Raw genomic sequence first — 20,557 nt, 5'->3', positions numbered from 1 at the left:
GACGCGACAGGAGAATCTATGGTCAACATGAAAGCAATCGCTGGCCTGCTAGCTTTATCGGCAGTGCTTGCCGCATGCTCGGGTGGTTCGGAAGGTGAAACGGAAACGTCCACACAGGCAGAGGCTTCGGCTCCGACCGCACCTGCCGGTCCGCTTGCGGCCACCGACATAAGCACGCTTGATGGCACTATTTTGGCTAACTTCACCGGCAATGCCGCCAACGGCAAGCAGGCGTTCGCACAATGCCGCACGTGCCATGTTACGGACGCTGGCGTGAACAAAATTGGCCCCTCCCTAAATAATATAATCGGGCGTACGGCCGGAACAGTTCCAGGATATACATATTCTGCAGCAAATGCGGGCGCCGGTTTCGTCTGGACCAAGGAAAAACTGTTTCAGTTTCTGGAAAAGCCACAGCGCGTCATTCCGCAGACCAAGATGATCTACGCGGGCCTTCCAGATCCGCAAAAGCGTGCAGACCTGATCGCGTATCTCGAAAAGCCTTATTAATATTGCAGTTCGAGGAATAGTTAAAAGTGCCGCGTTAACCAGACGGCAGCAGCAACTTTGGATCAATTCTGGCGCTGTTCCATTTCATGCCCCAGTGTAAATGCGGCCCACTTGCTCTGCCCGTAGCACCAACACGGCCGATGACTTGGCCTTGTTTTACTCGGTCACCCTCTTTGACTAGCAATTCGGACGCGTGCAGAAACGCACTGTTCAAACCCATGCCATGATCAATCATCAACAAATGCCCTTCCAAGGTGAAGGCATCATTGGCGGCAAGGGTGACGACGCCGTCGGCAGGTGCAACGAAATCCCGGCCCGTGGGCGCAGCGATGTCCATGCCATTATGATAGCTTCCTGGCGTGCCGTTATAGATGCGCTGCGCGCCAAATAGCCCTGATATGCGGCCTGACACGGGGCGGATGAATGTTTGACGCCAGCCTGCACTATCGCTGCGGACGGCGCGTGCGGACGCAATCTGCGTAAGCTCTTCGCTGCGCCGTGCCTGAAATTCGGCGGAACTTTTTGCGCCGCCGGTAATGTTCGCGGCAACATTTTCGATGCGCCAATTGCCCGGAGCGATGGCGATATTGCGCTCGATCTTGCGGCCGTCGGCATGTATCGCGACCAAATTGGCCTGCATCGGGGCGTCACGATCAAAACCTATAAGGAAGAAGCCGTCGGGACTAAGCTCTAACGGCGTGTCGTTTAAAAACAGGCTGTGTGTTCCTTCAGGCGCGCGGCCGATAACTAAGCCGCCTTGAACAGCAGCGCCGGACATCCAGAACTCTGCTGGGCTAATATGGGGCGGGACCTGCGGCCCTGCAGAAACCGGATAGGCAACACAGACGAGACTGAGGAAAGCCGAAATGGATGCGCGCAAAAACCAGTTGGTGCGCAGCAAGTGTTCAGCCTTTGGCCAATGCCGCACGGGTGGATGCCTCTGCGCTTACATAAGGCTCCTGCTTGACAACGCTCCAGTAACGCAGCTCATCCAGCGCAATGGCCTGTCCGGTCACCGCGCAGATAACATGGTCGCCTGCGGTGAGCATGCGGAAGTTATTTGCCATATAATGCAGGCGGGCAACTTTGTTTTTTGAAGACATCAGCATGGGCGCATTATGACGCATCGTCGCGCAATGGGCAATGCGTCGCGTCAGCCGTCGAAAAGATTGCCTTGATTGACCGTTGGCGACGTTGCTTTGGGCGTTGATGATCGCGGCGATGCAGCGCCGTGAACCACGCCGCCCACTTCGCCATCGACGAATCGCAAGGTCACGTCGCCCGCCTTTACCGCTGCGGCCCGCGACATAATTGTTTTGCCATCCGCATCTGTCACGCGGGCAAAGCCGCGTTTCAGCGGCGCTTCGGGATGCAGGCTGCCGGCAAGGCGGGTAAGTGCATCCAACCGTTGCTGCCCTTGCTCGACGCGGCGGGTTAAAAGGCGCGGGTGCAACATCATCGCTGGCCCCGAATAGGCAATTTCCGCCTTGCCAACGCGTGTGCGCAGCGACTGGCGCAGACGTTCGGCCAGATCATCGGTGCGTAACTGGTGCGGCGCGGCAAGGTCGGACAGGCGCGGCATCAGACGGCGTTGCGCCTCAAGCCGTTCGGCGGCTAGGTCAACATGCTTGCGCACACTATTCGCCATGCGCAGGCCTAATTGCCCGACGCGCTGCAACAGGTCGTTGCGCACGGGAACTGCGATTTCAGCAGCGGCGGTCGGCGTTGGCGCCCGCAAATCCGCTGCAAAATCGCATAAGGTGGTGTCGGTTTCATGTCCGACTGCTGAGATAATCGGTATTGTACAATCGGCGACTGCACGGACGACGGCTTCATCGTTAAAGGCCCATAAATCCTCAATCGACCCGCCACCACGCGCGACAATCACAAGGTCGGGGCGCGTGGCCGGACCATTTTGCGGCATTGCCGAAAATCCATTGACCGCACGCGCGATTTGGGCAGCGGCGCCTTCACCTTGCACCAATACGGGCCAGACGATGACATGTGTGGGGAAACGGTCGGCCAACCGATGCAAAATGTCCCGGATGACTGCGCCCGTGGGGGATGTGACCACGCCGATAGTGCGGGGCAGCGGCGGCAGCTTCTTTTTACGTTCCGGCGCAAACAGACCTTCTGCCGCGAGCCGCGCTTTCAGCTTTTCGAACAAAAGCATCATCGCGCCTTCGCCGGCTACCTCAAGGCTATCGACGACGATTTGATAATTGGAACGCCCCGCATATGTCGTGAGCTTGCCCGTGGCGACGACCTCAAGCCCGTCCTCCGGCGCGAAGGGCAGGCGGGCAGCGCCGCCCTTCCACATCACGGCATCGAGCCGCGCATTATCGTCTTTCAAACAGAAATAGATATGTCCAGATGCCGCGCGTTTGAAACCAGAGATCTCTCCGCGTACGCGGACATGGCCGAAACGATCCTCAACGGTGCGTTTCAGGGCAAGTGACAGTTCCGACACGCTCATCGCCTGGGCATTGTCGCCGGGCCGCTCCTCGGCTAACAGGCGAGCGACTTGCGGGTCGGCAGTTTCAAAGGGGTCATTTGCGGACATGAATATATTGCTCATCGGTTCGGGCGGTCGCGAACATGCGCTGGCATGGAAGCTCGCGCAATCGCCAAATTGCGATACACTCTTTGCAGCGCCGGGCAATCCCGGGATTGCGCAAGACGCAGAGTTGGTGGATCTCAATTTTTCTGATCACGGCGCAGTCATTAGCTTTTGTGAGGTCCATGATATTGGCTTGGTTGTTGTAGGACCTGAGGCCCCATTGGTCAGCGGCTTAGGCGACAGCTTGCGCGATGCGGGTATTGCGGTCTTTGGCCCCAACCAAAAAGCCGCGCAGTTGGAAGGTTCAAAAGGCTTTACCAAAGATATGTGCGCGGCGGCGGGCATTCCGACCGCTGGTTATGCGCGGCATGATAGCAAGGCATCGGCCATGGCTGGTCTCGATGCCTTCGATGCGCCTTATGTTATCAAGGCCGATGGCCTCGCGGCAGGAAAAGGCGTCATCATTGCCGAAACGCGCGCTGAGGCGGAGGCCGCTATCGATGATATGTTCGGCGGCGGTTTTGGGGACGCGGGCGCATCTGTCGTAATTGAAGAATTTATGACCGGCGAAGAGGCGAGCTTCTTTGCATTGACCGATGGCCGTGATGTTGTCGCCTTTGGTTCAGCGCAGGATCATAAGCGCGTGGGCGATGGCGATACGGGCCCCAATACCGGCGGGATGGGCGCATATTCGCCTGCCTTTGTGTTGACCGATGCACTGCAGACACAAGTTATGGAGCGCATCATTCGGCCGACCGTGGCATATATGGCGGCTAATGACATGCCGTATTCAGGTGTCCTGTTTGCAGGGCTGATGCTCACCGAGGAAGGACCAAAGCTGATTGAATATAATGCCCGCTTTGGTGACCCCGAATGCCAGGTATTGATGACCCGCTTTGAGGGCGATCTGGCAGCATTGATGCTGGCGGTTGCGACAGGCACGCTGGCGCAGGCCGAAGTTCCTGTGTTCTCGCACCAAGCGGCCTTGACGATTGTTATGGCCGCAAATGGCTATCCTGCTTTGCCGGAAAAAGGCGGTATTATTAGCCTTGCGGACGTGAAGGACGCCAAGATATTCCACGCGGGCACGGCTGAAGTCGGCGGCCAATTGGTCGCTAGCGGCGGGCGCGTGCTCAATGTTACCGCCACCGGCGATACGGTTACGCAGGCGCAAGCCACAGCCTATGCCGCTGTGGACAGCATCGATTTTCCGAGGGGTTTCTGTCGTAGAGACATTGGCTGGCGCGAAGTCGCGCGCGAAGCGGCATCTGGAACTGATTAACGTCCATTTTTGAGATGGCGAATTCATAGTTTCGCACGGCCATATTTTGGCGTAATTGAACGTCTTGTTTTTTGAGCTTCGGGGGAGAAATACATTGTCCAATTATGTACCAGTCATCATCGGTGCGGTTCTTGTCGTTGCTGTCTTATTGTGGTGGTTGCTGCCTTTGGGTGGCGCGAAAAAGAAAACAGAGAGCGCGGCTAATGACATAATGTCGCCGCCGCCGGCGGTTCCTGCACCACCAGCCATGCCTGTTGCTAAAGCCACGGCCCAAGTGTCGAAGAAGGCCAAAGCTCCAGCGAAGAGCGCTGCAACGAAAAAGAAAGCCACACCCAAGAGCGCTACGCCAAAAGCTGCGGCTAAGCCTGTTGCGGAAAAGGCAAAAGCGGAAAAAGCGCCAAAAGCGAAACCTGAAAAGGTAGAAGCAGCAAAGGTAGAGAAGGCGCCCAAGGCCAAAGCCGAAAAAGCAAAAGCCCAAGCTGCGCCTAAGGCAAAGGCGGCAAAGCCAGCTCCAGCGCCTTCAATCCCCGAAAATCTTGAACTGATCAAGGGATTGGGCCCCAAGGTCAACAATCTGCTCAAGGGACTTGGTGTAACCAGCTTTGCGCAGGTCGCCAGCTGGACCGCTGCCGATGTGGCGGACATAGATGCGAAGCTGGGTGCCTTTGCTGGCCGGATCACGCGGGACAACTGGATCGACCAAGCCAAATTGCTTGCGGCAGGGGACATTGCCGGCTTTGAAAAGAAATATGGTGCGTTGGGAAGTGGCGCAAAGAGCTAGGTCTTCACCTTAGGGTCAGGACCTAAGCCCGCTTATTTCTGAACGCGTTTCGGCCGTGGTTGCAAATTGCCCCTGCAATTGGGGCAATGACCCTTGAGCGGACCGGACACACAGTCTGTGCAAAAGGTGCATTCAAAGCTGCAAATCATGGCGTCCATGCTGTCCATCGGCAGGGGTGTTTCGCATCGTTCGCATGTTTCACGCATTTCAAGCATTGGCTTCTCCCTATCTGCCGACGCGCTGTAACCCAGTCCCATGCATTTTGAGCCATTGGTCTGCCGCCTTTCGGTTGCCTTCGTACAGCGTGTCGAGCCACGCATAAAAATCGGCGCTATGGTTCATATGGCGGATGTGCGCGACCTCATGCGCGATAACAGAACGGCGCACATAGACAGGGGCCATGATTAGCCGCCAGCTCAGGGAAATAGTGCCGTGGCTTGAACAACTGCCCCAACGGCTCCGCGGGTCGCCTAGCGAAAGACGCGGGATCGGCGCATTTGCCTTGGCGCAATAATGCTCGATTTCCTTGGTAAATATGGTGCGCGCTTCGGCTTTCAACCAACGCAAGATGCGGGCTTCCACTGACGCTACCGGACCACCAAGACGCAATCTACCCTCACCGCAACGGATGCTGCGCGGCCATTCCTCGCGCCATTCGATGACATGGCCTTCACCTTCGACAGCAATTTCGCTGCCTGGAGCAATGGGAGCGGCCTCCGCCACATTATTCAGCCGTGTGGCAATCCATTCTCGTTTCTTCTCGACAAAATCGAGCGCGATATTGGTGGGCGTGTAATGTGGCATCGTGATCCGGATTTCGCGTTTGATGGCATCGGCGCGCATGGAAATGCGTGTGGCGCGGCTGTTCCTGTGAATGCGCACGGGCAAACGCTCGCCTTCGATAACCACTGAGGGGTCAGAGAGGCTTTTCGATAATATGGTTTTCAAGCGGTCCAGCATGCAGTTCCGATATAGCCTTATTTTGCACGGACATGCCAGCATCATGTATCGTCTGACGGTCTCCGCTGATCAAATAATGCCATTCTGGCAGAGGTTTATCTGCCGCACGGAGCACATAAGCGCATGTTGACGGCAGCCAGACATAATCATCGATTTTGTTGGGCGTGAGCCGGAGACATTCCGGCACAATGGCCCTCCGTCCCCGATAATCGGAGCATTGGCAGGTTTTTAGATCAAGCAATTTGCAGGCGACATTGGTGGGGTAGATGCGGCCTGTATCTTCGTCCTCGACCTTGTTGAGGCAACATCTGCCGCACCCGTCGCACAAGGCCTCCCATTGCGCGCGATCGAGGCTGTCGATCGGGGCCTCCCAAAAAGGGACGTTGGTCACATTAACGGACCCATTTGGCCAGTTCGGCTTCAACTAAATCAGGCGTGCCTTCATTGGCATCGGTGTTGGGGGCATCGGCTGGCATGATTGCCAATGGTTCACCTTTCGGCCCCATCAAATAGGGCGTCTGGCTGTGGCTCATCAGATAGCTTTCCGGCGAGCTGCCGTCGACCCGGCTGGAGTAAATTGCGAATGTTTTGGCGGCTTCGGCAATTTCGCTATCTGTGCCCGTCAGCCCAATCGCGCGCGGATGAAAGGCGCTGACAAATTGTTTCAGCACCGCACTTGTATCGCGTGTGGGGTCAACAGTAATGAAAATCGGTTGGACCTTGTCCGCCAAATCAGGATATTTTTTCTCAAAAGATTTCAGGCCGGCCATGAGGTTCTGCATATCTGGCGTGCAGATATCGGGGCAATTGGTATAACCAAAATAGACGATACGATATTTGCCGTCGAATTCTTTAAAACTACGCTTTTGGCCATCCTGATCGGTCAGCAGAAAATCGCCACCGATTGTGGCTCCTGCCAGCGGTGCTTCGCTGAGCGGTAATTGCGCGGGACCAGTGTCACACGCGGATAGGAGCAGAAGGGCCGATGCGGCAAAAAGTGATGTTTTGTTCATAGCGAGGCCAGACATGGTCTGCTAAGATGCACTATTCAAGGATAATGGACATAAATATGGGACAGATTCTGTTGAAAAAGATATTTTTTCGCGCCGCGGCGGCTGGACTCATCTTGCCAATAACCAGTGGCGTCGTTGCGCCTGCTGCTATGGCGCAGTTTTCGGATAGTTATAATTTCCTGAAGGCCGTGAAAGACCGCAAGGGTGAAGATGCCGAAAAGTTTCTGGCAGAACCGGGCTCAGTCATCATTAACACGCGCGATATTACGTCCGGTGAAACTGCTTTGCATATCGTGATCCAGCGCCGCGATTCGACGTGGCTTGGTTATTTGCTTCAAAAGGGTGCCAATCCGAATTTGGCCGATAAAAAAGGGACGACCCCTTTAATGCTCGCCACACAATTGGGCTATGTGGAGGGTATAGAGGTGCTTACCCGCAGAAAAGCGCAGGTCGACCAGGCCAATCGCGCAGGTGAAACGGCGCTTATCCTGGCCGTCCAACTCCGCAATGCCGAAGCCGTACGAGCCTTGTTAAAGGCCGGGGCTAATCCGGACAAAACCGACAGCCGGGCCGGGTATTCGGCGCGCGAATATGCCAAGCAGGATGGCCGGGCATCGGAAATTGCCGCGATCATCGAAAGTCATGGTAAAGCAGATGCCGCCAAAAAGCCCGCTGAACTTGATTTTTCGGGTATTGAAGGTCCGAAATAACGCGCATTGCGTCACTGTTTACGGGGTCAGCCGGGTACGAACCTCATGGCGCCGCCATTCATGCAATAACGTTTTCCAGTGGGCTTCGGCCCGTCGTTAAACACATGGCCAAGATGCCCGCCACATTGCGCGCAATGCACCTCTGTTCGTGGCAAACCGATTTTATAGTCGGTTTTCGTGCCGACCCCACCTGCCAATGGCTTGTAAAAACTTGGCCATCCCGTGCCGCTTTCAAATTTGCTAGTCGACGAAAATAGTCTTTTATTGCAGCCTGCACATACATAGACGCCCCTGCGTTTTTCGCTGTTTAGCGCGCTGCTATAGGGCCGCTCAGTGTCCTCTTGGCGTAAGATACGATAGGCGGCTGGCGATAGGCGTTTCTTCCACTCGGCATCGCTATAGGTGACGGCAAAACGCGACTTAGCCGACGCATCCCGGCCGCAGCCCAAAACAAAGGCAGCCGCGCCTACACTACTGAAAGACAGAAATTGGCGTTTGCTCAGTTGCATGACATGCTCCTTTGAATGCCATGACAACACCTACGCTGCCATGGCCCAAAAAGTTTCATATCAATAACGCGACAGCTCCACATCCATCTTGCGATAGCCATGGACGAAACAACCGGCGACGCGCTCAGGTTCTGCAACGACGTTCGGCCGTAGGCGGCGTACAGCCATTTCTTCAAGCAGGATACGGATTTGCAGTTCGGCAAGGCGCGCACCGACGCAGCGGTGGATGCCATAACCAAATGCCAAATGCCGCCGTGCATTTTCCCGGTCAACAATCAGCTTATCTGGATTTTCAAACACGCTCTCATCGCGGTTGGCCGACAGATACCACATGCCAATCTTGTCACCTGCCTTGATTGGCGCGCCAAACAGGTCATGGTCTTGTGTCGCGGTCCGCCGCATATGCGCCAGCGGCGTCTGCCAGCGGATGATTTCGCTGACGGCGTTGGTGATGAAAGCTGGATTCTTTTCCAGCTTCTCCCGTTCATCTTGGAAGCTGTGCAGGCCATAAACATAACCCGACATGGAATTGCGGGTCGTGTCATTACCGCCGACGATGAGCAATATGAGGTTACCCATATACTCCAATGGATCCATATCCTTCATCGGTGAATGGATCATCCGGCTGATAAGATCAGGCGCCTCGCCTTTATTTTTGCGTTCGTTCCAGAGATTCTGGAAATAGGCGCCCATTTCGAACATTTTGGCGAGCCGCGCTTTGCGGGTTTCTTCAGAACGGAACAATTCGACGTCGCCCGCCCAATCCGACCATTCGGTCAGCTTGCGGCGGTCTTCCCAAGGAAAATCGAAAAGCAAGGCAAGCATTTGCGTGGTTAATTCAATCGAGACCAGATCAACCCAATCGAATGTTTGGCCAACGGGTAGGGAATCTAGCAATTCCGCCGTGCGGCGGCGGATATCGCCGGACATGCGGTCCATTTCGCCCGGCGTGAATGCTGGCGCGATGACGCGACGTTCCTCCGTATGTTTGGGCCGGTCCATTGCGATGAACATCGGCATGACGACCCTTTCTTCTTCCGGAATGGGTTCGGCGAGCGCATTGTCGTCAATGAGCGTGATGCCGCCATGTTCGAATGAAGACGAATACAGATCGGGCAATGCCTCAACATGCTGAATCGCTTTCAGCGTGGTGACATTCCAATAGCTGCCGAAATCTGATCCTTGGATTTTGTTAATCGGGGCCTTTTCCCGCATTTCCTTGAAAATGGGATGCCAACGATCCTCAAGATAAATATCGGCTTTGGTTACATCCCAGCGGTGCGGCGCCTCGTTCACTTCATAGGGCAGCGAATCGCTCTCAAATATCGGGGCAGTGGCCATTTTTCTCGACTCCTCTCACTGCAGAAAGTGCCACTACTTACAAAAATGTCAATCCAGTTTCGAACCGCAACTTAATCGCTGCTGGGGGTGACTTTAACCGCGAACTTGATCAACAGCTTATACGCTCGACTGGTTTCAAGGCTCTAGAAAAACTGGCTAAGAGAAATTGGCGAACCAAAGCGCCCAGCTGCTTGGAAGCCATAGAATTGCTTTACCAAGCGCTTTGCCTCTATTGCATATATTCTTAGGTACCTCGGCGTATGCGAGGGTTTGAATAAGGTCGGCGCGTGAAGAGAGACAAGTCAAATATAATTGATGCTTTGCAAGACATGGCCAAAAGCGAAGGTTTTGTCGCATTTGGCATTGCGCCTGGTCACCTTGCGCCAGCGGCAGGTTTGCGGCTTCAACAATGGCTGAAAGAAGGTCTGCATGGCGACATGCTTTGGATGGAAAGCCGCACCGATGAACGCGCCAATCCTGACCTGTTATGGCCTGAGGTCAAATCGGTCATCATGTTGGGGATGAGCTATGCCCCGCCACAGGACCCCATGGCGCTTGCCGATCAAGACATGCTTGCACGTATTTCTGTCTATGCCCAAGGACGCGATTATCATGATGTCGTGAAGGGGGCGCTCAAGCGGCTCGCGGGGTGGCTGGCGCATGAAGCAGGCGCTGGCGTCAAGGTTTTCGTAGATACGGCGCCCGTGATGGAAAAAGCCTTGGCGCAATCGGCTGGGCTTGGTTGGCAGGGCAAGCATAGCAATATCGTCAGCCGGGAACATGGCAGTTGGTTGTTTTTGGGCGCGATCTACACCACCGCCGAGCTTGATCCGGCATTGCCCGAAGACGACCATTGCGGCTCATGCCATTTGTGCCAAGACATTTGCCCGACCAACGCCTTTCCCGCGCCCTATCGGCTCGATGCCCGCCGCTGCATCTCTTATTTGACCATTGAGCATAAGGGGTCGATTGATCCCGAGCTACGGCCATTGATGGGCAATCATATCTATGGCTGTGATGACTGCCTTGCGGTCTGCCCGTGGAACAAATTTGCCGAAACGGCGGCGGCGCATAAGGCTTTTTTACCGCGCGCAGAATTGGTTGCGCCCCAAATTGCCGATTTATTGACATTGGATGATGCCGCGTTCCGTAAGCTCTTTTCTGGATCGCCAATCAAGCGGATTGGCCGTGACCGCTTTGTGCGTAATGTCTTAATCGCGGCTGGCAATGGACGTGATGCGGCCCTTGTTCCGCAGATTGAAGTGTTGCTGCGTGATCCTGCGCCTGTGGTGCGCGGTGCCGCTATTTGGGCGTTAGGGCGTCTTTCGCCGGAGGCGTTGGCGCAGCGGCGTGCCGAATATTTGCCTGACGAGCAAGATCCTTCGGTCTGTGCCGAGTGGGATTCCGCCACATAAGGTCATGATTATGCGCGCGGCGAACCGGTTGCTGATGCCTTAGCGGCGTTGCAGGGCATCTATGCAAGCGACGCGGTCTACAGCGGTTCCGTCGCTTCTGCGTGCATCGACATAAGTGACGACTTCGCGTCCGCCTTTGCGTTCGGGATAGAGAAACGCATCGAGAATGCACGGCTTGCCGACAAACTGCAACTTGCGGCCATAGACTTCGACAACGTCCAGGCGTGGCTCACCGAATAAGCGTTTTATGGCATTGGCATCCTTGCCAAGCACCCCTTCAAGTCCAGCTATTGGTGCGGGAGTAGGACGCGGCGGGAAAGATGCTGCCTTGCGCTCGATAGGTGCGGTCTGGCGCGCTGGCGCACGCGCCTCAGGCGCAGAGACGCAGCCCGCCAGCAACAAAGCGACTGCGGTGAGTGGAAGTATATTTTTGATCACGCGCTATATTCCGAATGCACCAAATGAACGGCCATCGCCGTTGCCAAAACAGGTACGAATAAGTTGACGAGCGGCACCATCATGCCTGCAGTGCCAAATAGTCCCAGCATGACGCGTGACAGCCTGTTCATCGCCCCCTTTGCGCCATGACGCGCGATAAGCATGTCCTCCAGATCTCGTCCCAAAAGCAGCGCATTGATAAGTAAAAAAGCAATCGCGGTGCCGACACCAGTGAACAGCAAGAGCACATAAATAGGCAACGCGAGCAGATTATAACCGACCACGCGCGCAATAGATTTTACCGCCATTTGGACACCCGCGCCAAGGCTTGGCCGTTTGCCGAATGCGGCGTGGCTTGGATAATGCCGATCCTCGACGGCATCGATGATGTCGTCGGCAAAAACCCATGTCATGGCAATCGCGACAACGCGGAACAGTAAAATGCCCGACAAGGCAGCAATCGCTGCCGACAACAAGCCTGACCAAAAGCCTGTGGCATTGATGCTCAGCCAGCTTAATAAGGCTTGCAAGGCAAACCAAAGCCCGATGCCCGAAACAATAAGAGTGAAAATGGTCAAAACGACCACTTTGACCATCACAACAGCGACGCGCCTGTCGGACAGGCTTTGGAATGAAAGCATCAGCGCCTGAATCATTCTGCTGTTCTAAAGCGCTTGCCGGAAATGTCCAATCCAACTAGGGCGCGCGTGGCTTACATAGGAACTTTCATGACTGATACCCGCTTCGACGTCCTCGCAATTGGCAATGCCATTGTGGATATTATCGCCGATACCGATGATGCTTTCATTGCAAACGAAGGCCTTACAAAGGGCAGCATGCAGCTTATCGATGAGGAGCGTGCGCAAGGCTTGTATGCGCATATGGGGCCTGCGCGTGAAATCAGCGGCGGTTCAGCTGCGAACACCTTGGCGGGTCTTGCGCGCCTTGGACACAAGACGGCGTTCATAGGGCAAGTCGCCAACGATCAGCTGGGTGAAGTTTTCGCGCACGACATTCGCGCAGGCGGCATTCATTTCGACGTTCCTGCGCGTGATGGTGCGCCATCGACCGCGCGTTGCTACATATTGGTCACGCCGGATGCGCAGCGCACAATGAACACTTTTTTGGGTGCATCCCAATATCTGCCTGCATCAGTGATCGACAAATCGCTGATCGAAAGCGCTGCGATTTTGTATCTTGAAGGCTATTTGTGGGACCCTGAAGAACCACGCGCAGCGATGCGGACCGCGATTGATGTCGCGCGCGCGGCTGGCCGCAAAGTGGCTTTGACCTTATCCGACGCTTTTGTGATTTCACGGCACGGACCGGACTTTATTGCCGAAATGGACGCTGGCCGAATTGATATTTTATTCTCGAACGAAGTTGAAATCTGCGCGCTAAATAACAGCGATGATTTTGAAGCTTCGGTTGCAGCGATCTCCGCGAAGGTTCCATTACTCGTCTGCACGCGCGGCGAACATGGTGCGATTGCCGTTGAAAATGGCGTGCGTACCGAAGTGAAGGCTGAGCCTGTGACGCAGTTAGTCGACACCACAGGGGCAGGTGACCTGTTCGCGGCCGGTGTGTTTGCGGGCCTTGCACAGGGGCGCCCCATGGCGGAATGCCTAACCATGGGTGCGGTGTGCGCGGCAGAAATCATCTCCCATTATGGCGCACGGCCAGAAGCGGACATTGCTGATTTGGTTGCCAAGCGCCTAGGTTAATCGGGCTTTTTGCGAAATAGAACTCGGTCTTCTGGGCCAAAGCCCCAGCGCCATATTATCCAGCCATAAAGGCCGAAAATTGCCGGAATACCGATTGTGAGTTCGACCCATTCAAATTGGGCGGGTACGCTCACGATTATTACCCCAAGCAACCCCGCCGCTGTGACAGCAATGAGCAAAGTCCAGCGCCAGACTCGGATGTTTTGCCCAAGCAATTTCGATAGAAACCGAGATTTTATAAGCGACCCGATGCCAAGCGAGATCATCAGGCCACAAGCAACTGCTGCCGCTTGAGCTAGACCAACATATTCAGGCTTAACGGGTAAATCGTCGATCAGCATGATAAGGCCAACACTCACCAATGCTTGGACAATGAGCATGCCAAGCGAGATTAAGAGATTTCGGTGACGTGCCATGTAAACGAGGGCGGATTCGCTCACGACCGCGGTGGCGGCGGCAACTTCTGCTGCGAGCAAAAAGGCCAATGCCACCGCCCCACCGGCGAATTCAGGGCCTACCAGCCCCATCACGGCCTCACCCGGAATACCAAGCGTTAAGGCGATCCCCGCTTGCGCGGCGATAATCCAGAAGCCGACTTGGCCGACTTGCTTGGCGATTTCCGCATAGTTTCGCGTTTGCAAATTGCGGGTAATGACGGGCCCCAAAATTGGATCAAAACTGGTTTTTAACTTCTGCGGCAAGCTCGCGACCTGTTGCGCGACATAATAAATTCCGACCACGGCAGGCGAAGCGAACAAGCCCAATATCGCAAGATCAAGCCGCCGGCTTCCCCATTCGGCGGCATCCGCAGCAGCAAGCGGCAGGTTGCGTTGCGCAATACCAAACGAACGCATCGGGCTTGGCCGCCAACCGCGCGGAAGGCCATAGCTGCGCCATAAAGGCCATAGGGCGACAACAAGCGCGGCGGCCAAAGAGGCTACATAAGCCAGGATCAGACCATCGCGGGCTGAATAGAAATAAAATGCACCTGCAGCGATGCTGATCGTCCAAGGCTCGACAATGGCGCGCGCGCGAACGGTGGACAATATATCAAATTTATAGGCGAGCGCGGACAGCGCAATGTCTGTCGCCACAATCGCAAAGATCGCCAGCGGTAAAAATCTATCTAACCCGTTGATCCCGCTATTGGGAAACATGAGTTGCGGGAACGTGATCAAAAATGCAGCGCCCAGCGCTGACGCGACTAACGCGGCGAGCAAGCAATCCGCGATGATATGGGCGTGCGGTTGACCTTCTTTAGACAAGAGCTCGGCAAGACCTCGACGCAAACCAAGCGACCCAAGCTGGGCGGCAAATTCAACAATCAAAATCGCATAAGCAAAGCGGCCAAGCGCCTCAGGGCCATAAAGTCGCCCTGCAATGAACAGGAATGGGATACGTGCGGCCAAGCGCAGCACGAATCCAAAAACATTGGTGCGCCCGCCCTCGGCAAGCGCTTGGATGTCTTTTTCATCTGTTCTGGCTATAGTCAAAAGTGGTCCTTTGTGCGTCAACTAGCGGATTCAGTCCGCCGTTACCAGCTTTCGGACTTGAGTGGACGGGCCAATAATTCAGTCACTACGGCGTCCACGGTGATGGTCCCCGCAAGTAATGCGCAAACAGCTGAAACGATTGGCATTTCGACATACAAGTCGGTTGCCGACTGCAATAGCACAGGTGCGGTAAAGGCGCCTTCGGCAATGGTTTTGCGGTCGGCCAGTAGATTTTCCGCTGCATGTCCTTGCCCGAGACTGCGTCCCAAGGAGAAGTTTCGCGAGTTCTCCGAACTACATGTCAGTACCAAATCGCCGAGCCCGGATAGCCCGGCCAGCGTTTCTGCTTTTGCGCCGCGGGCAAGGCCATAACGCTGCATTTCCGCAAAGCCGCGCGCGATTAACGCAGCGCGCGCATTCAGACCAAGACCCGCGCCATCGACAACGCCACAGGCAATTGCGAGCACATTTTTAACCGCGCCACCAATTTCCGCTCCAACGACATCATCGGACCAATAGGGGCGAAAAGACGGGGTGGCGATACTGCGCATCAGTGCCGCACCAAGCGTTGGGTTTGCAGTCGCAAGGGTGATGGCGGTTGGCTTTCCAGCCGCGACTTCATGCGCAAATGTCGGACCGGAAAGTACCGCTAAAGGATTGTCTGGCCGCACCTGCGCCGCGACATCGGACACCAGCATTTGCGTGTTGGCCTCAATCCCCTTGGCACAAAGGATAAGTGGCGCTTGTGTGTCGGGAAGTGCGGATAAAATTGCCCGCACATGCTGCGCCGGGGTAACAATCATGAATGCTTCGCATCCAGCCATGCGTGCAAGGTCGGCTGTTGCTTCAATCTTACGCGATAAAACTGTTCCCGGCAAAAACAGGGCGTTTTCATGGCTTGCGTTTATGCTGCGCACAACATCTTCTTCGCGGGCCCATAGCAAGACATCATCATGGATTTGCGCCATGACTGCCGCAAGCGCTGTGCCCCAAGCGCCGCCACCAATGATGCCGACGGGATATCTGCCTGCGCTCATGCCTTAACGCCTGCGCCGCGCGCGGGCGTGGCATGGGGGTCAAGCGGCCAACGGGGCCGGGCGACAAAATCCAGTCCGTCCGTGAGGCCCATACCAAAGCGTTCTGCGCCGGCCCAAGCAATCATGGCGCCATTGTCGGTACATAACCACAAGGGCGGGGCGACAAAACGCATGCCCCGTTGCGCGGCGAGCTTTTCCAGCATCTTACGGATCGGCACATTGGCCGCAACACCGCCAGCTACGACCAAGGCGGGGGGCGCATCTATGCGATCCAGCGTGTAAGTTATGCGGTCATAGAGGCAGTCGATCACCGCCAACTGGAACGACGCTGCAATGTCTTCGACCCTATATTGGCCCGTTTCATGTGCGCGCAGGACAGCGCTTTTCAATCCCGCAAAGGAGAAATGCGGCTCATCCGCGCCTTTCAATGGCCTAGGTAAGGGCACGTTATGGGCGTTGCCGATGGCAGCGGCGCGTTCGACCGCTGGCCCGCCGGGAAAGCCAAGGCCCAAGATTTTTGCGGTCTTGTCAAACGCTTCGCCCACTGCATCATCGATGGTGGTGGAAAGACGTTTGTAATCGCCAACGCCGTTGACGCGTAGCAATTGGCAATGCCCACCCGAAACGAGCAATAGCAAATAAGGAAATTCTAAATCCGCATCGATGAGGCGCGGCGACAAAGCATGGCCTTCAAGATGGTTGACCGCAATCAGTGGTTTGCCCGAAGCCATGGCAAGTGCCTTTGCTGTGACCAGCCCGACCATTACGCCGCCAATCAGCCCTGGCCCTGCCGTTGCGGCAATCGCATCCACGTCGTTTAAGGTAAGTCCTGCATCGGCCAACGCGGTTTCCACCAAAGGTGTCATCAATTCAGCATGCGCGCGCGCTGCAATTTCGGGAACGACGCCGCCAAAGGCGCGGTGATGGTCCTCTTGCCCAGCCAAGGCATGGCTTAAGATTGTCCGATCGGACCGCACGATTGCCGCTGCGGTTTCGTCGCAGCTTGATTCAAGACCCAGGATGATTGCCATTGTGCTTTCCCATAGGTGGACGCGCCGCTATGAACAAGCCGCATGACATGTCCAATATTCACAGTCGAGCGTCCTTTACGTATCGGAACCCGCCGTTCTCCGCTGGCTTTAGCCCAAGCCGAGATGGCTATGGCGGCTGTGAAACGGGCGCATAATCTGCCGGATGATGCGGTGAAGCTTGTTCCGATGCTGGCGACAGGCGACAAAATTCAGGACCGGCCATTGGCAGATATTGGCGGGAAAGCGCTTTGGACCAAGGAATTGGAACGAGCGTTAATCGAGGATCAAATTGATATCGCCGTCCATTCCATGAAAGACGTCGAAACATGGCGTCCCGACATTTTTGTCATTTCTGCGATGTTGCCACGCGCGGACGTCCATGACCGGTTGATTGGGGCAGCTTCGCTGGGTGACTTGAAACAAGACGCGCGTGTCGGCACGTCAAGTCCGCGGCGCGCGGCGCAGGTGCAACGGGCGCGGCCGGATGTGCAGATTGTGCCCCTACGCGGCAATGTCGCGACCCGACTTGCGCATATTGATACAGGCGACGCTGATGCCACTTTGCTTGCCGCTGCAGGGCTTGACCGTTTGGGTATGGCCGATGTGGGGGCTGAATTGTCGCTCGACGCGTTTTTGCCAGCCGCATCGCAAGGCGCCGTCGGCATTGACCGATTGGCCAGCCGCGCCGACCTCATTCCCATATTAGAGGCTATAAACGACGCGGATACATTTGCTGCCGTTGATGCCGAGCGTGCGTTTCTCGCCGCTGTCGGGGGCAATTGCCATTCGCCCGTTGCGGCGCTGGCGCGGGTTGAAGGGACGCAGATCAGGCTGCGTGCCGAAATCTTCACTGCCGACGGCAGCGAATTGCAGTCGGGCGAATGTCTATATGATATGGGTGGCGATGGCCCCGCGCAGCTTGCGCAAGAATTGCTGGGTAAAGCGAGCGCCGAGTTGCGCGGCATTTTTGCGTCGTGAAGCTTTTGATTATCCGCCCGCAACCTGGGGCTGATGCCACTGCGCATCGCCTGCGTGCGGCTGGACATACGCCTATTGTCATGCCTTTATTTTCCATCGAACATCTGCCTGTGAAGAGCGCATCCGCGGATGGTTATGACGCGATATTGCTGACCAGCGGTAATGCCGCGCGCGCTGCTGCCGAGTTCCTCACACAGGCCCATGCCAAGCCAATTTATGCCGTGGGCCGTGCCACCGCCTCCGCATTGCAATCATTGTCCGTACCCGTCGCTAAAATCGGGTCTGAGGGCGTTGACGCGCTGGTGCGGGGTGCCGCCGCCGACCGCTATCAACGCCTGTTATGGCTGGCAGGCGAGGATCATAGCCCCATTCCGCAAATCGAAAATGTCCGTATCGATATTGAAACCGTGTATCGAAGCGCGACCGTCAGCCCGCCAGACGACTTTGTACGGCAGGCAACCGAAAGCGATATCGTGATTCTGCATTCGTCGCGCGCCGCCCGGCATTTTGGAGAGCTATGTGCTATCATGGGCGTGCCGCGCGCCGACGTCACGCTAGCGACATTTTCGAGCGCGATTGCCGAAGCGGCCGGAGAAAATTGGGGGGCAATGATTGTAGCAGACGCGCCCAATGATGCTGCATTGTTGAAAGCCATCCAAGGACAGTTTACACCCGCGCATTGCCAAGACGAAGGCGGCGCGGCTATTGAAGGGCAGATATGAGCGATTATCCAACGGCACAGTCTGCTTCTAGTAGCGGGATGAAATTTAAGCATTTCATACTATTGCTTCTGATTACCTTTGCTGCCGGCGCGGCAGCGACATGGTGGCTGGCCGATAGCTTTGGTATTCTCGCGCCGACGGCACAAGAAGCGGCGGACGCAGAAAAAATAGCTGCCTCTTTGCCGTCTGCTAATGTCACGCCCGCAACGTTGCCTGCCGCTGGCACAACGACACAGGTCCAAGGTCAAGTGGTTCCGATTTATGTCACGGATTCCGCGATATCGGGTGACGCGGTACGTGGCGAGGGGCTGCTGCTGACATTTGCCGCGCGCCGTGCGCTCGATAATGGTGCGCCATTGGGATATCTTGCTGAACAGCTCCGGCTGCGTTTTGGCGCAGCGCAACCGCAGGCGGTTGCAACGATTATTTCTGCAGCGCAAGCGCCCGTTACTATCGACAAGCTGCAGACGGAGCTCACCGCGTTAGCGCCTATGTTGGTCTCTGGTCATCGCGATAATGGCGCGTGGACCACCGTAAAAAGCGAACTGTCGCAGCTTTTCGTGTTGCGCAAGGATGAGGGTGCGATGCGCACACCGGAACAGCACCTGATCCGCGCACAAGCCTTTGTTGAGGCGGGCAATCTATCGGCGGCCATGTTGGAGGTTACCGCGATGCCGGGCGCCCCTGCGGCCCAGTCGTGGATGGTGCGCGCGAAACGCTATGCTGATGCCCGTAAGGCGCTTTTGCGCTTGGAAGAAATGGCCTTGATCCGTCCTGTGGTCATGCCAGTAGCCGCCCAAGCGCCTGCAGCTGAGGCTTCCGTAAAGCCGTAACGCACATCCGTTCGGCGTTTGCGCTGCCTTAAGCGCGCTGGATTAATGCAATTGGCACGATGATTGCTCCCGTCGGATGAACACATCCGAAGGAATTTTTATGCTTAGCCTGTTGTTGATAATGTCCGCTGCTGCGCCGGTCCAATTTGAAGACCTTGCGCTGCTCGACAAAAATATTCAGATTCAAGCCAATGCAGAGCCTGTGGACAAAAGGCTGAAGCTCGCAAAATGCCCGGATGCACCGGTCATCATACCCGCGATTGATGGGGGGGCTGTCGTCCGCTGTCCGGCTCTTGGCTGGCGCTTGCATGTGCCAGCGCGTGCGCCAAATGCGATGGATGCAGGCGCGGATATTGTCATCCGCAAAGGCGATGTAATTGAATGCATTACAAAAGGACCGGGCTTTGCCGTATCTGCCCAAATGATTGCGCTGGATGATGCCAGAATTGGCCAATCTTTGCGTGTCAAATCGCTGACATCGGCCACGCCCATGACCGCCATGGCTAAAGCGCGCGGGTTGGCGATAATTTAATATTAAAGAGAATGAACAATCTGCCGTTTGTACACCCGTTGTTGCTGTCAGATTTCCGACAGCGAAGCGGAAAGGGATAAACATGGTGCATTCGGTCACATCAAAACCGCCGATTTTGGCTGGTGTTGGACAAAAGATTGCTTCGGACATTCCAAAGTTACGCCCGGAGAAAATCGAAAATATTCAACCCGTCACGCAAAATATAAGCCTAGCAAGTGCGCTTGCCCAAAAAGGCCCCCCATTTGATGCCGCACGGATCGCGTCGTTGAAGGAGGCAATCGCGAGCGGGAATTATCGGATTGATCTGGGCGCTATTGCAGATGGCATTATCCGTTTTGGATCGAAAAGCCCGGGCTAAAGTGATGATCGACCGCATCATTGCCCGCCAGACCGACCTTATTGCGGCGCTGGATGCGTTTGATGCCGACGCGGTTCTTGTCGCGTCGCGCGCGCTGGCTGAGGCACTGGCGGTTTTGCCGCAGGACAAAGAGGCCGTCGATCCCGAACAATTGGCTTATGGCATGAAACAAGCAGAAGCGGCGCGTATCCGGGTCAAATATCTGACGGCATGGAACCGCCAGAAAATTGACCGATTGGCCGAATTGCGCGGCCAATCATCGCCGCATACCTACACACCGCACCTACGATAGCCCATAAACCCTGGGTTTTCCGCATTTGGCACGGGCGT

The 20,557-nt window shown here is 55.8% G+C and carries 26 protein-coding genes; 12 read left to right on the top strand and 14 right to left on the bottom strand.

The genetic code is table 11. From position 1 onward, the window contains the following. Window positions 1-18 precede the first annotated feature (18 nt). Window positions 19-510: a c-type cytochrome gene (locus D7D48_RS09300; RefSeq protein ID WP_245964426.1), complete on the top strand. Its 492-nt coding sequence runs from the start codon at window positions 19-21 to the stop codon at window positions 508-510. Between the two features lie 34 nt (window positions 511-544). Here D7D48_RS09300 and D7D48_RS09295 read toward each other — a convergent pair whose 3' ends face one another. The 3 genes from D7D48_RS09295 to xseA are packed head-to-tail and all read right to left on the bottom strand — an operon-like array spanning window position 545 to window position 3,073. Then, window positions 545-1,438 (bottom strand): M23 family metallopeptidase, encoded by an 894-nt coding sequence (locus tag D7D48_RS09295; protein WP_245964425.1) that lies wholly within the window; start codon window positions 1,436-1,438, stop codon window positions 545-547. After that, on the bottom strand, window positions 1,416-1,619 hold the full coding sequence (locus tag D7D48_RS09290; protein ID WP_125231140.1) for a DUF2093 domain-containing protein: 204 nt from the start codon (window positions 1,617-1,619) through the stop codon (window positions 1,416-1,418). Before D7D48_RS09290 ends, D7D48_RS09295 begins: the two co-directional genes overlap by 23 nt. A gap of 44 nt (window positions 1,620-1,663) precedes the next feature. Beyond that, a complete protein-coding gene (gene xseA / locus D7D48_RS09285) occupies window positions 1,664-3,073 on the bottom strand; it encodes an exodeoxyribonuclease VII large subunit (protein WP_125231139.1) in 1,410 nt (469 codons plus the stop codon). Here xseA and purD point away from each other — a divergent pair. After that, window positions 3,072-4,352, top strand: a complete 1,281-nt coding sequence (gene purD / locus D7D48_RS09280) for a phosphoribosylamine--glycine ligase (protein WP_125231138.1) — start codon at window positions 3,072-3,074, stop codon at window positions 4,350-4,352. The genes xseA and purD overlap by 2 nt on opposite strands. Window positions 4,353-4,446: 94 nt before the next feature. Next, window positions 4,447-5,133: a hypothetical protein gene (locus D7D48_RS09275; protein ID WP_125231137.1), complete on the top strand. Its 687-nt coding sequence runs from the start codon at window positions 4,447-4,449 to the stop codon at window positions 5,131-5,133. 32 nt (window positions 5,134-5,165) lie between these two features. Here D7D48_RS09275 and D7D48_RS09270 read toward each other — a convergent pair whose 3' ends face one another. The 4 genes from D7D48_RS09270 to D7D48_RS09255 are packed head-to-tail and all read right to left on the bottom strand — an operon-like array spanning window position 5,166 to window position 7,106. Beyond that, a complete protein-coding gene (locus D7D48_RS09270) occupies window positions 5,166-5,339 on the bottom strand; it encodes a DUF1272 domain-containing protein (RefSeq protein WP_342769825.1) in 174 nt (57 codons plus the stop codon). A gap of 19 nt (window positions 5,340-5,358) precedes the next feature. After that, the gene (locus D7D48_RS09265; RefSeq protein WP_185739835.1) at window positions 5,359-6,081 is read right to left on the bottom strand and encodes a M48 family metallopeptidase; all 723 of its coding nucleotides are present in this window, start codon (window positions 6,079-6,081) and stop codon (window positions 5,359-5,361) included. Continuing rightward, on the bottom strand, window positions 6,050-6,484 hold the full coding sequence (locus D7D48_RS09260; RefSeq protein WP_125231134.1) for a YcgN family cysteine cluster protein: 435 nt from the start codon (window positions 6,482-6,484) through the stop codon (window positions 6,050-6,052). Before D7D48_RS09260 ends, D7D48_RS09265 begins: the two co-directional genes overlap by 32 nt. A gap of 1 nt (window position 6,485) precedes the next feature. After that, entirely contained in the window at window positions 6,486-7,106 is a 621-nt protein-coding gene (locus D7D48_RS09255) for an SCO family protein (protein WP_245964424.1), read from the bottom strand. A 71-nt stretch (window positions 7,107-7,177) separates the two neighbouring features. On the opposite strand from D7D48_RS09255, the gene D7D48_RS09250 reads away from it, so the two are divergent. Then, the gene (locus tag D7D48_RS09250) at window positions 7,178-7,816 is read left to right on the top strand and encodes an ankyrin repeat domain-containing protein (protein WP_245964423.1); all 639 of its coding nucleotides are present in this window, start codon (window positions 7,178-7,180) and stop codon (window positions 7,814-7,816) included. A gap of 26 nt (window positions 7,817-7,842) precedes the next feature. On the opposite strand, the gene msrB is transcribed toward D7D48_RS09250, so the two are convergent. Next, window positions 7,843-8,325 carry a peptide-methionine (R)-S-oxide reductase MsrB gene (msrB, locus tag D7D48_RS09245; RefSeq protein WP_125231131.1) on the bottom strand — a complete coding sequence of 161 codons (483 nt, stop codon included), beginning with the start codon at window positions 8,323-8,325 and terminating at the stop codon, window positions 7,843-7,845. A 60-nt stretch (window positions 8,326-8,385) separates the two neighbouring features. Beyond that, entirely contained in the window at window positions 8,386-9,666 is a 1,281-nt protein-coding gene (locus tag D7D48_RS09240) for a cytochrome P450 (protein ID WP_125231130.1), read from the bottom strand. 329 nt (window positions 9,667-9,995) lie between these two features. Between D7D48_RS09240 and queG the strand changes: the two genes are divergently transcribed. Continuing rightward, window positions 9,996-11,081 (top strand): tRNA epoxyqueuosine(34) reductase QueG, encoded by a 1,086-nt coding sequence (gene queG / locus D7D48_RS09235; protein WP_125231129.1) that lies wholly within the window; start codon window positions 9,996-9,998, stop codon window positions 11,079-11,081. Window positions 11,082-11,120: 39 nt separating this feature from the next. Here the strand turns inward: queG and D7D48_RS09230 are convergent, their stop codons facing one another. Beyond that, window positions 11,121-11,519 carry a hypothetical protein gene (locus tag D7D48_RS09230; protein ID WP_245964422.1) on the bottom strand — a complete coding sequence of 133 codons (399 nt, stop codon included), beginning with the start codon at window positions 11,517-11,519 and terminating at the stop codon, window positions 11,121-11,123. Beyond that, complete coding sequence (locus D7D48_RS09225) at window positions 11,516-12,175, bottom strand: EI24 domain-containing protein (RefSeq protein WP_125231128.1); 660 nt, start codon at window positions 12,173-12,175, stop codon at window positions 11,516-11,518. The genes D7D48_RS09230 and D7D48_RS09225 overlap by 4 nt, the downstream gene beginning before the upstream one ends. Before the next feature lie 72 nt (window positions 12,176-12,247). Here D7D48_RS09225 and D7D48_RS09220 point away from each other — a divergent pair, with 72 nt between their 5' ends. Then, on the top strand, window positions 12,248-13,243 hold the full coding sequence (locus tag D7D48_RS09220; protein ID WP_125231127.1) for an adenosine kinase: 996 nt from the start codon (window positions 12,248-12,250) through the stop codon (window positions 13,241-13,243). Here the strand turns inward: D7D48_RS09220 and D7D48_RS09215 are convergent. Genes D7D48_RS09215 through tsaD form a run of 3 tightly spaced genes read right to left on the bottom strand, consistent with a single transcriptional unit; the run spans window position 13,240 to window position 16,804 of the window. Continuing rightward, window positions 13,240-14,736: a lipopolysaccharide biosynthesis protein gene (locus D7D48_RS09215; RefSeq protein ID WP_125231126.1), complete on the bottom strand. Its 1,497-nt coding sequence runs from the start codon at window positions 14,734-14,736 to the stop codon at window positions 13,240-13,242. The genes D7D48_RS09220 and D7D48_RS09215 overlap by 4 nt on opposite strands. Before the next feature lie 41 nt (window positions 14,737-14,777). Continuing rightward, window positions 14,778-15,773 carry an NAD(P)H-dependent glycerol-3-phosphate dehydrogenase gene (locus tag D7D48_RS09210; protein WP_125231125.1) on the bottom strand — a complete coding sequence of 332 codons (996 nt, stop codon included), beginning with the start codon at window positions 15,771-15,773 and terminating at the stop codon, window positions 14,778-14,780. Then, window positions 15,770-16,804, bottom strand: coding sequence for a tRNA (adenosine(37)-N6)-threonylcarbamoyltransferase complex transferase subunit TsaD (gene tsaD / locus D7D48_RS09205; protein ID WP_125231124.1), 1,035 nt, complete (start codon window positions 16,802-16,804; stop codon window positions 15,770-15,772). The genes D7D48_RS09210 and tsaD overlap by 4 nt, the downstream gene beginning before the upstream one ends. A gap of 42 nt (window positions 16,805-16,846) precedes the next feature. Between tsaD and hemC the strand changes: the two genes are divergently transcribed. The 6 genes from hemC to D7D48_RS09175 all read left to right on the top strand — a co-directional run bounded on the left by hemC (window position 16,847) and on the right by D7D48_RS09175 (window position 20,519). Further along, entirely contained in the window at window positions 16,847-17,782 is a 936-nt protein-coding gene (gene hemC, locus D7D48_RS09200; RefSeq protein WP_125231123.1) for a hydroxymethylbilane synthase, read from the top strand. Further along, complete coding sequence (locus tag D7D48_RS09195) at window positions 17,779-18,504, top strand: uroporphyrinogen-III synthase (RefSeq protein ID WP_125231122.1); 726 nt, start codon at window positions 17,779-17,781, stop codon at window positions 18,502-18,504. Before hemC ends, D7D48_RS09195 begins: the two co-directional genes overlap by 4 nt. Continuing rightward, window positions 18,501-19,337: an RNA-binding protein gene (locus D7D48_RS09190; protein ID WP_125231121.1), complete on the top strand. Its 837-nt coding sequence runs from the start codon at window positions 18,501-18,503 to the stop codon at window positions 19,335-19,337. Before D7D48_RS09195 ends, D7D48_RS09190 begins: the two co-directional genes overlap by 4 nt. 100 nt (window positions 19,338-19,437) lie before the next feature. Then, window positions 19,438-19,869, top strand: coding sequence for a flagella basal body P-ring formation protein FlgA (locus D7D48_RS09185; protein WP_185739834.1), 432 nt, complete (start codon window positions 19,438-19,440; stop codon window positions 19,867-19,869). An 82-nt stretch (window positions 19,870-19,951) separates the two neighbouring features. After that, window positions 19,952-20,227, top strand: coding sequence for a flagellar biosynthesis anti-sigma factor FlgM (gene flgM / locus D7D48_RS09180; RefSeq protein WP_125231119.1), 276 nt, complete (start codon window positions 19,952-19,954; stop codon window positions 20,225-20,227). 4 nt (window positions 20,228-20,231) lie between these two features. Continuing rightward, window positions 20,232-20,519: a hypothetical protein gene (locus tag D7D48_RS09175; RefSeq protein WP_125231118.1), complete on the top strand. Its 288-nt coding sequence runs from the start codon at window positions 20,232-20,234 to the stop codon at window positions 20,517-20,519. Window positions 20,520-20,557: the final 38 nt, after the last annotated feature.

The organism is Sphingorhabdus wooponensis (genome assembly GCF_003933235.1).
Taxonomy (GTDB): Bacteria; Pseudomonadota; Alphaproteobacteria; order Sphingomonadales; family Sphingomonadaceae; genus Sphingorhabdus_B; species Sphingorhabdus_B wooponensis.
This window is presented reverse-complemented; position numbering and strand designations above follow the sequence as displayed.

Bases quoted from the DNA above. Each gene is read 5' to 3' on its own strand.
- queG (WP_125231129.1), top strand. From the start codon at position 9,996: ATGGCCAAAAGCGAAGGTTTTGTCGCATTTGGCATTGCGCCTGGTCAC.
- D7D48_RS09210 (WP_125231125.1), bottom strand. From the start codon at position 15,773: ATGAGCGCAGGCAGATATCCCGTCGGCATCATTGGTGGCGGCGCTTGG.
- D7D48_RS09300 (WP_245964426.1), top strand. From the start codon at position 19: ATGGTCAACATGAAAGCAATCGCTGGCCTGCTAGCTTTATCGGCAGTG.
- msrB (WP_125231131.1), bottom strand. From the start codon at position 8,325: ATGCAACTGAGCAAACGCCAATTTCTGTCTTTCAGTAGTGTAGGCGCG.
- D7D48_RS09270 (WP_342769825.1), bottom strand. From the start codon at position 5,339: ATGCGTGAAACATGCGAACGATGCGAAACACCCCTGCCGATGGACAGC.
- purD (WP_125231138.1), top strand. From the start codon at position 3,072: ATGAATATATTGCTCATCGGTTCGGGCGGTCGCGAACATGCGCTGGCA.
- D7D48_RS09290 (WP_125231140.1), bottom strand. From the start codon at position 1,619: ATGCTGATGTCTTCAAAAAACAAAGTTGCCCGCCTGCATTATATGGCA.
- tsaD (WP_125231124.1), bottom strand. From the start codon at position 16,804: ATGGCAATCATCCTGGGTCTTGAATCAAGCTGCGACGAAACCGCAGCG.
- D7D48_RS09255 (WP_245964424.1), bottom strand. From the start codon at position 7,106: ATGAACAAAACATCACTTTTTGCCGCATCGGCCCTTCTGCTCCTATCC.
- D7D48_RS09240 (WP_125231130.1), bottom strand. From the start codon at position 9,666: ATGGCCACTGCCCCGATATTTGAGAGCGATTCGCTGCCCTATGAAGTG.
- D7D48_RS09190 (WP_125231121.1), top strand. From the start codon at position 18,501: ATGAGCGATTATCCAACGGCACAGTCTGCTTCTAGTAGCGGGATGAAA.
- hemC (WP_125231123.1), top strand. From the start codon at position 16,847: ATGACATGTCCAATATTCACAGTCGAGCGTCCTTTACGTATCGGAACC.
- flgM (WP_125231119.1), top strand. From the start codon at position 19,952: ATGGTGCATTCGGTCACATCAAAACCGCCGATTTTGGCTGGTGTTGGA.
- D7D48_RS09225 (WP_125231128.1), bottom strand. From the start codon at position 12,175: ATGATTCAGGCGCTGATGCTTTCATTCCAAAGCCTGTCCGACAGGCGC.
- D7D48_RS09185 (WP_185739834.1), top strand. From the start codon at position 19,438: ATGCTTAGCCTGTTGTTGATAATGTCCGCTGCTGCGCCGGTCCAATTT.
- D7D48_RS09175 (WP_125231118.1), top strand. From the start codon at position 20,232: ATGATCGACCGCATCATTGCCCGCCAGACCGACCTTATTGCGGCGCTG.
- D7D48_RS09220 (WP_125231127.1), top strand. From the start codon at position 12,248: ATGACTGATACCCGCTTCGACGTCCTCGCAATTGGCAATGCCATTGTG.
- xseA (WP_125231139.1), bottom strand. From the start codon at position 3,073: ATGTCCGCAAATGACCCCTTTGAAACTGCCGACCCGCAAGTCGCTCGC.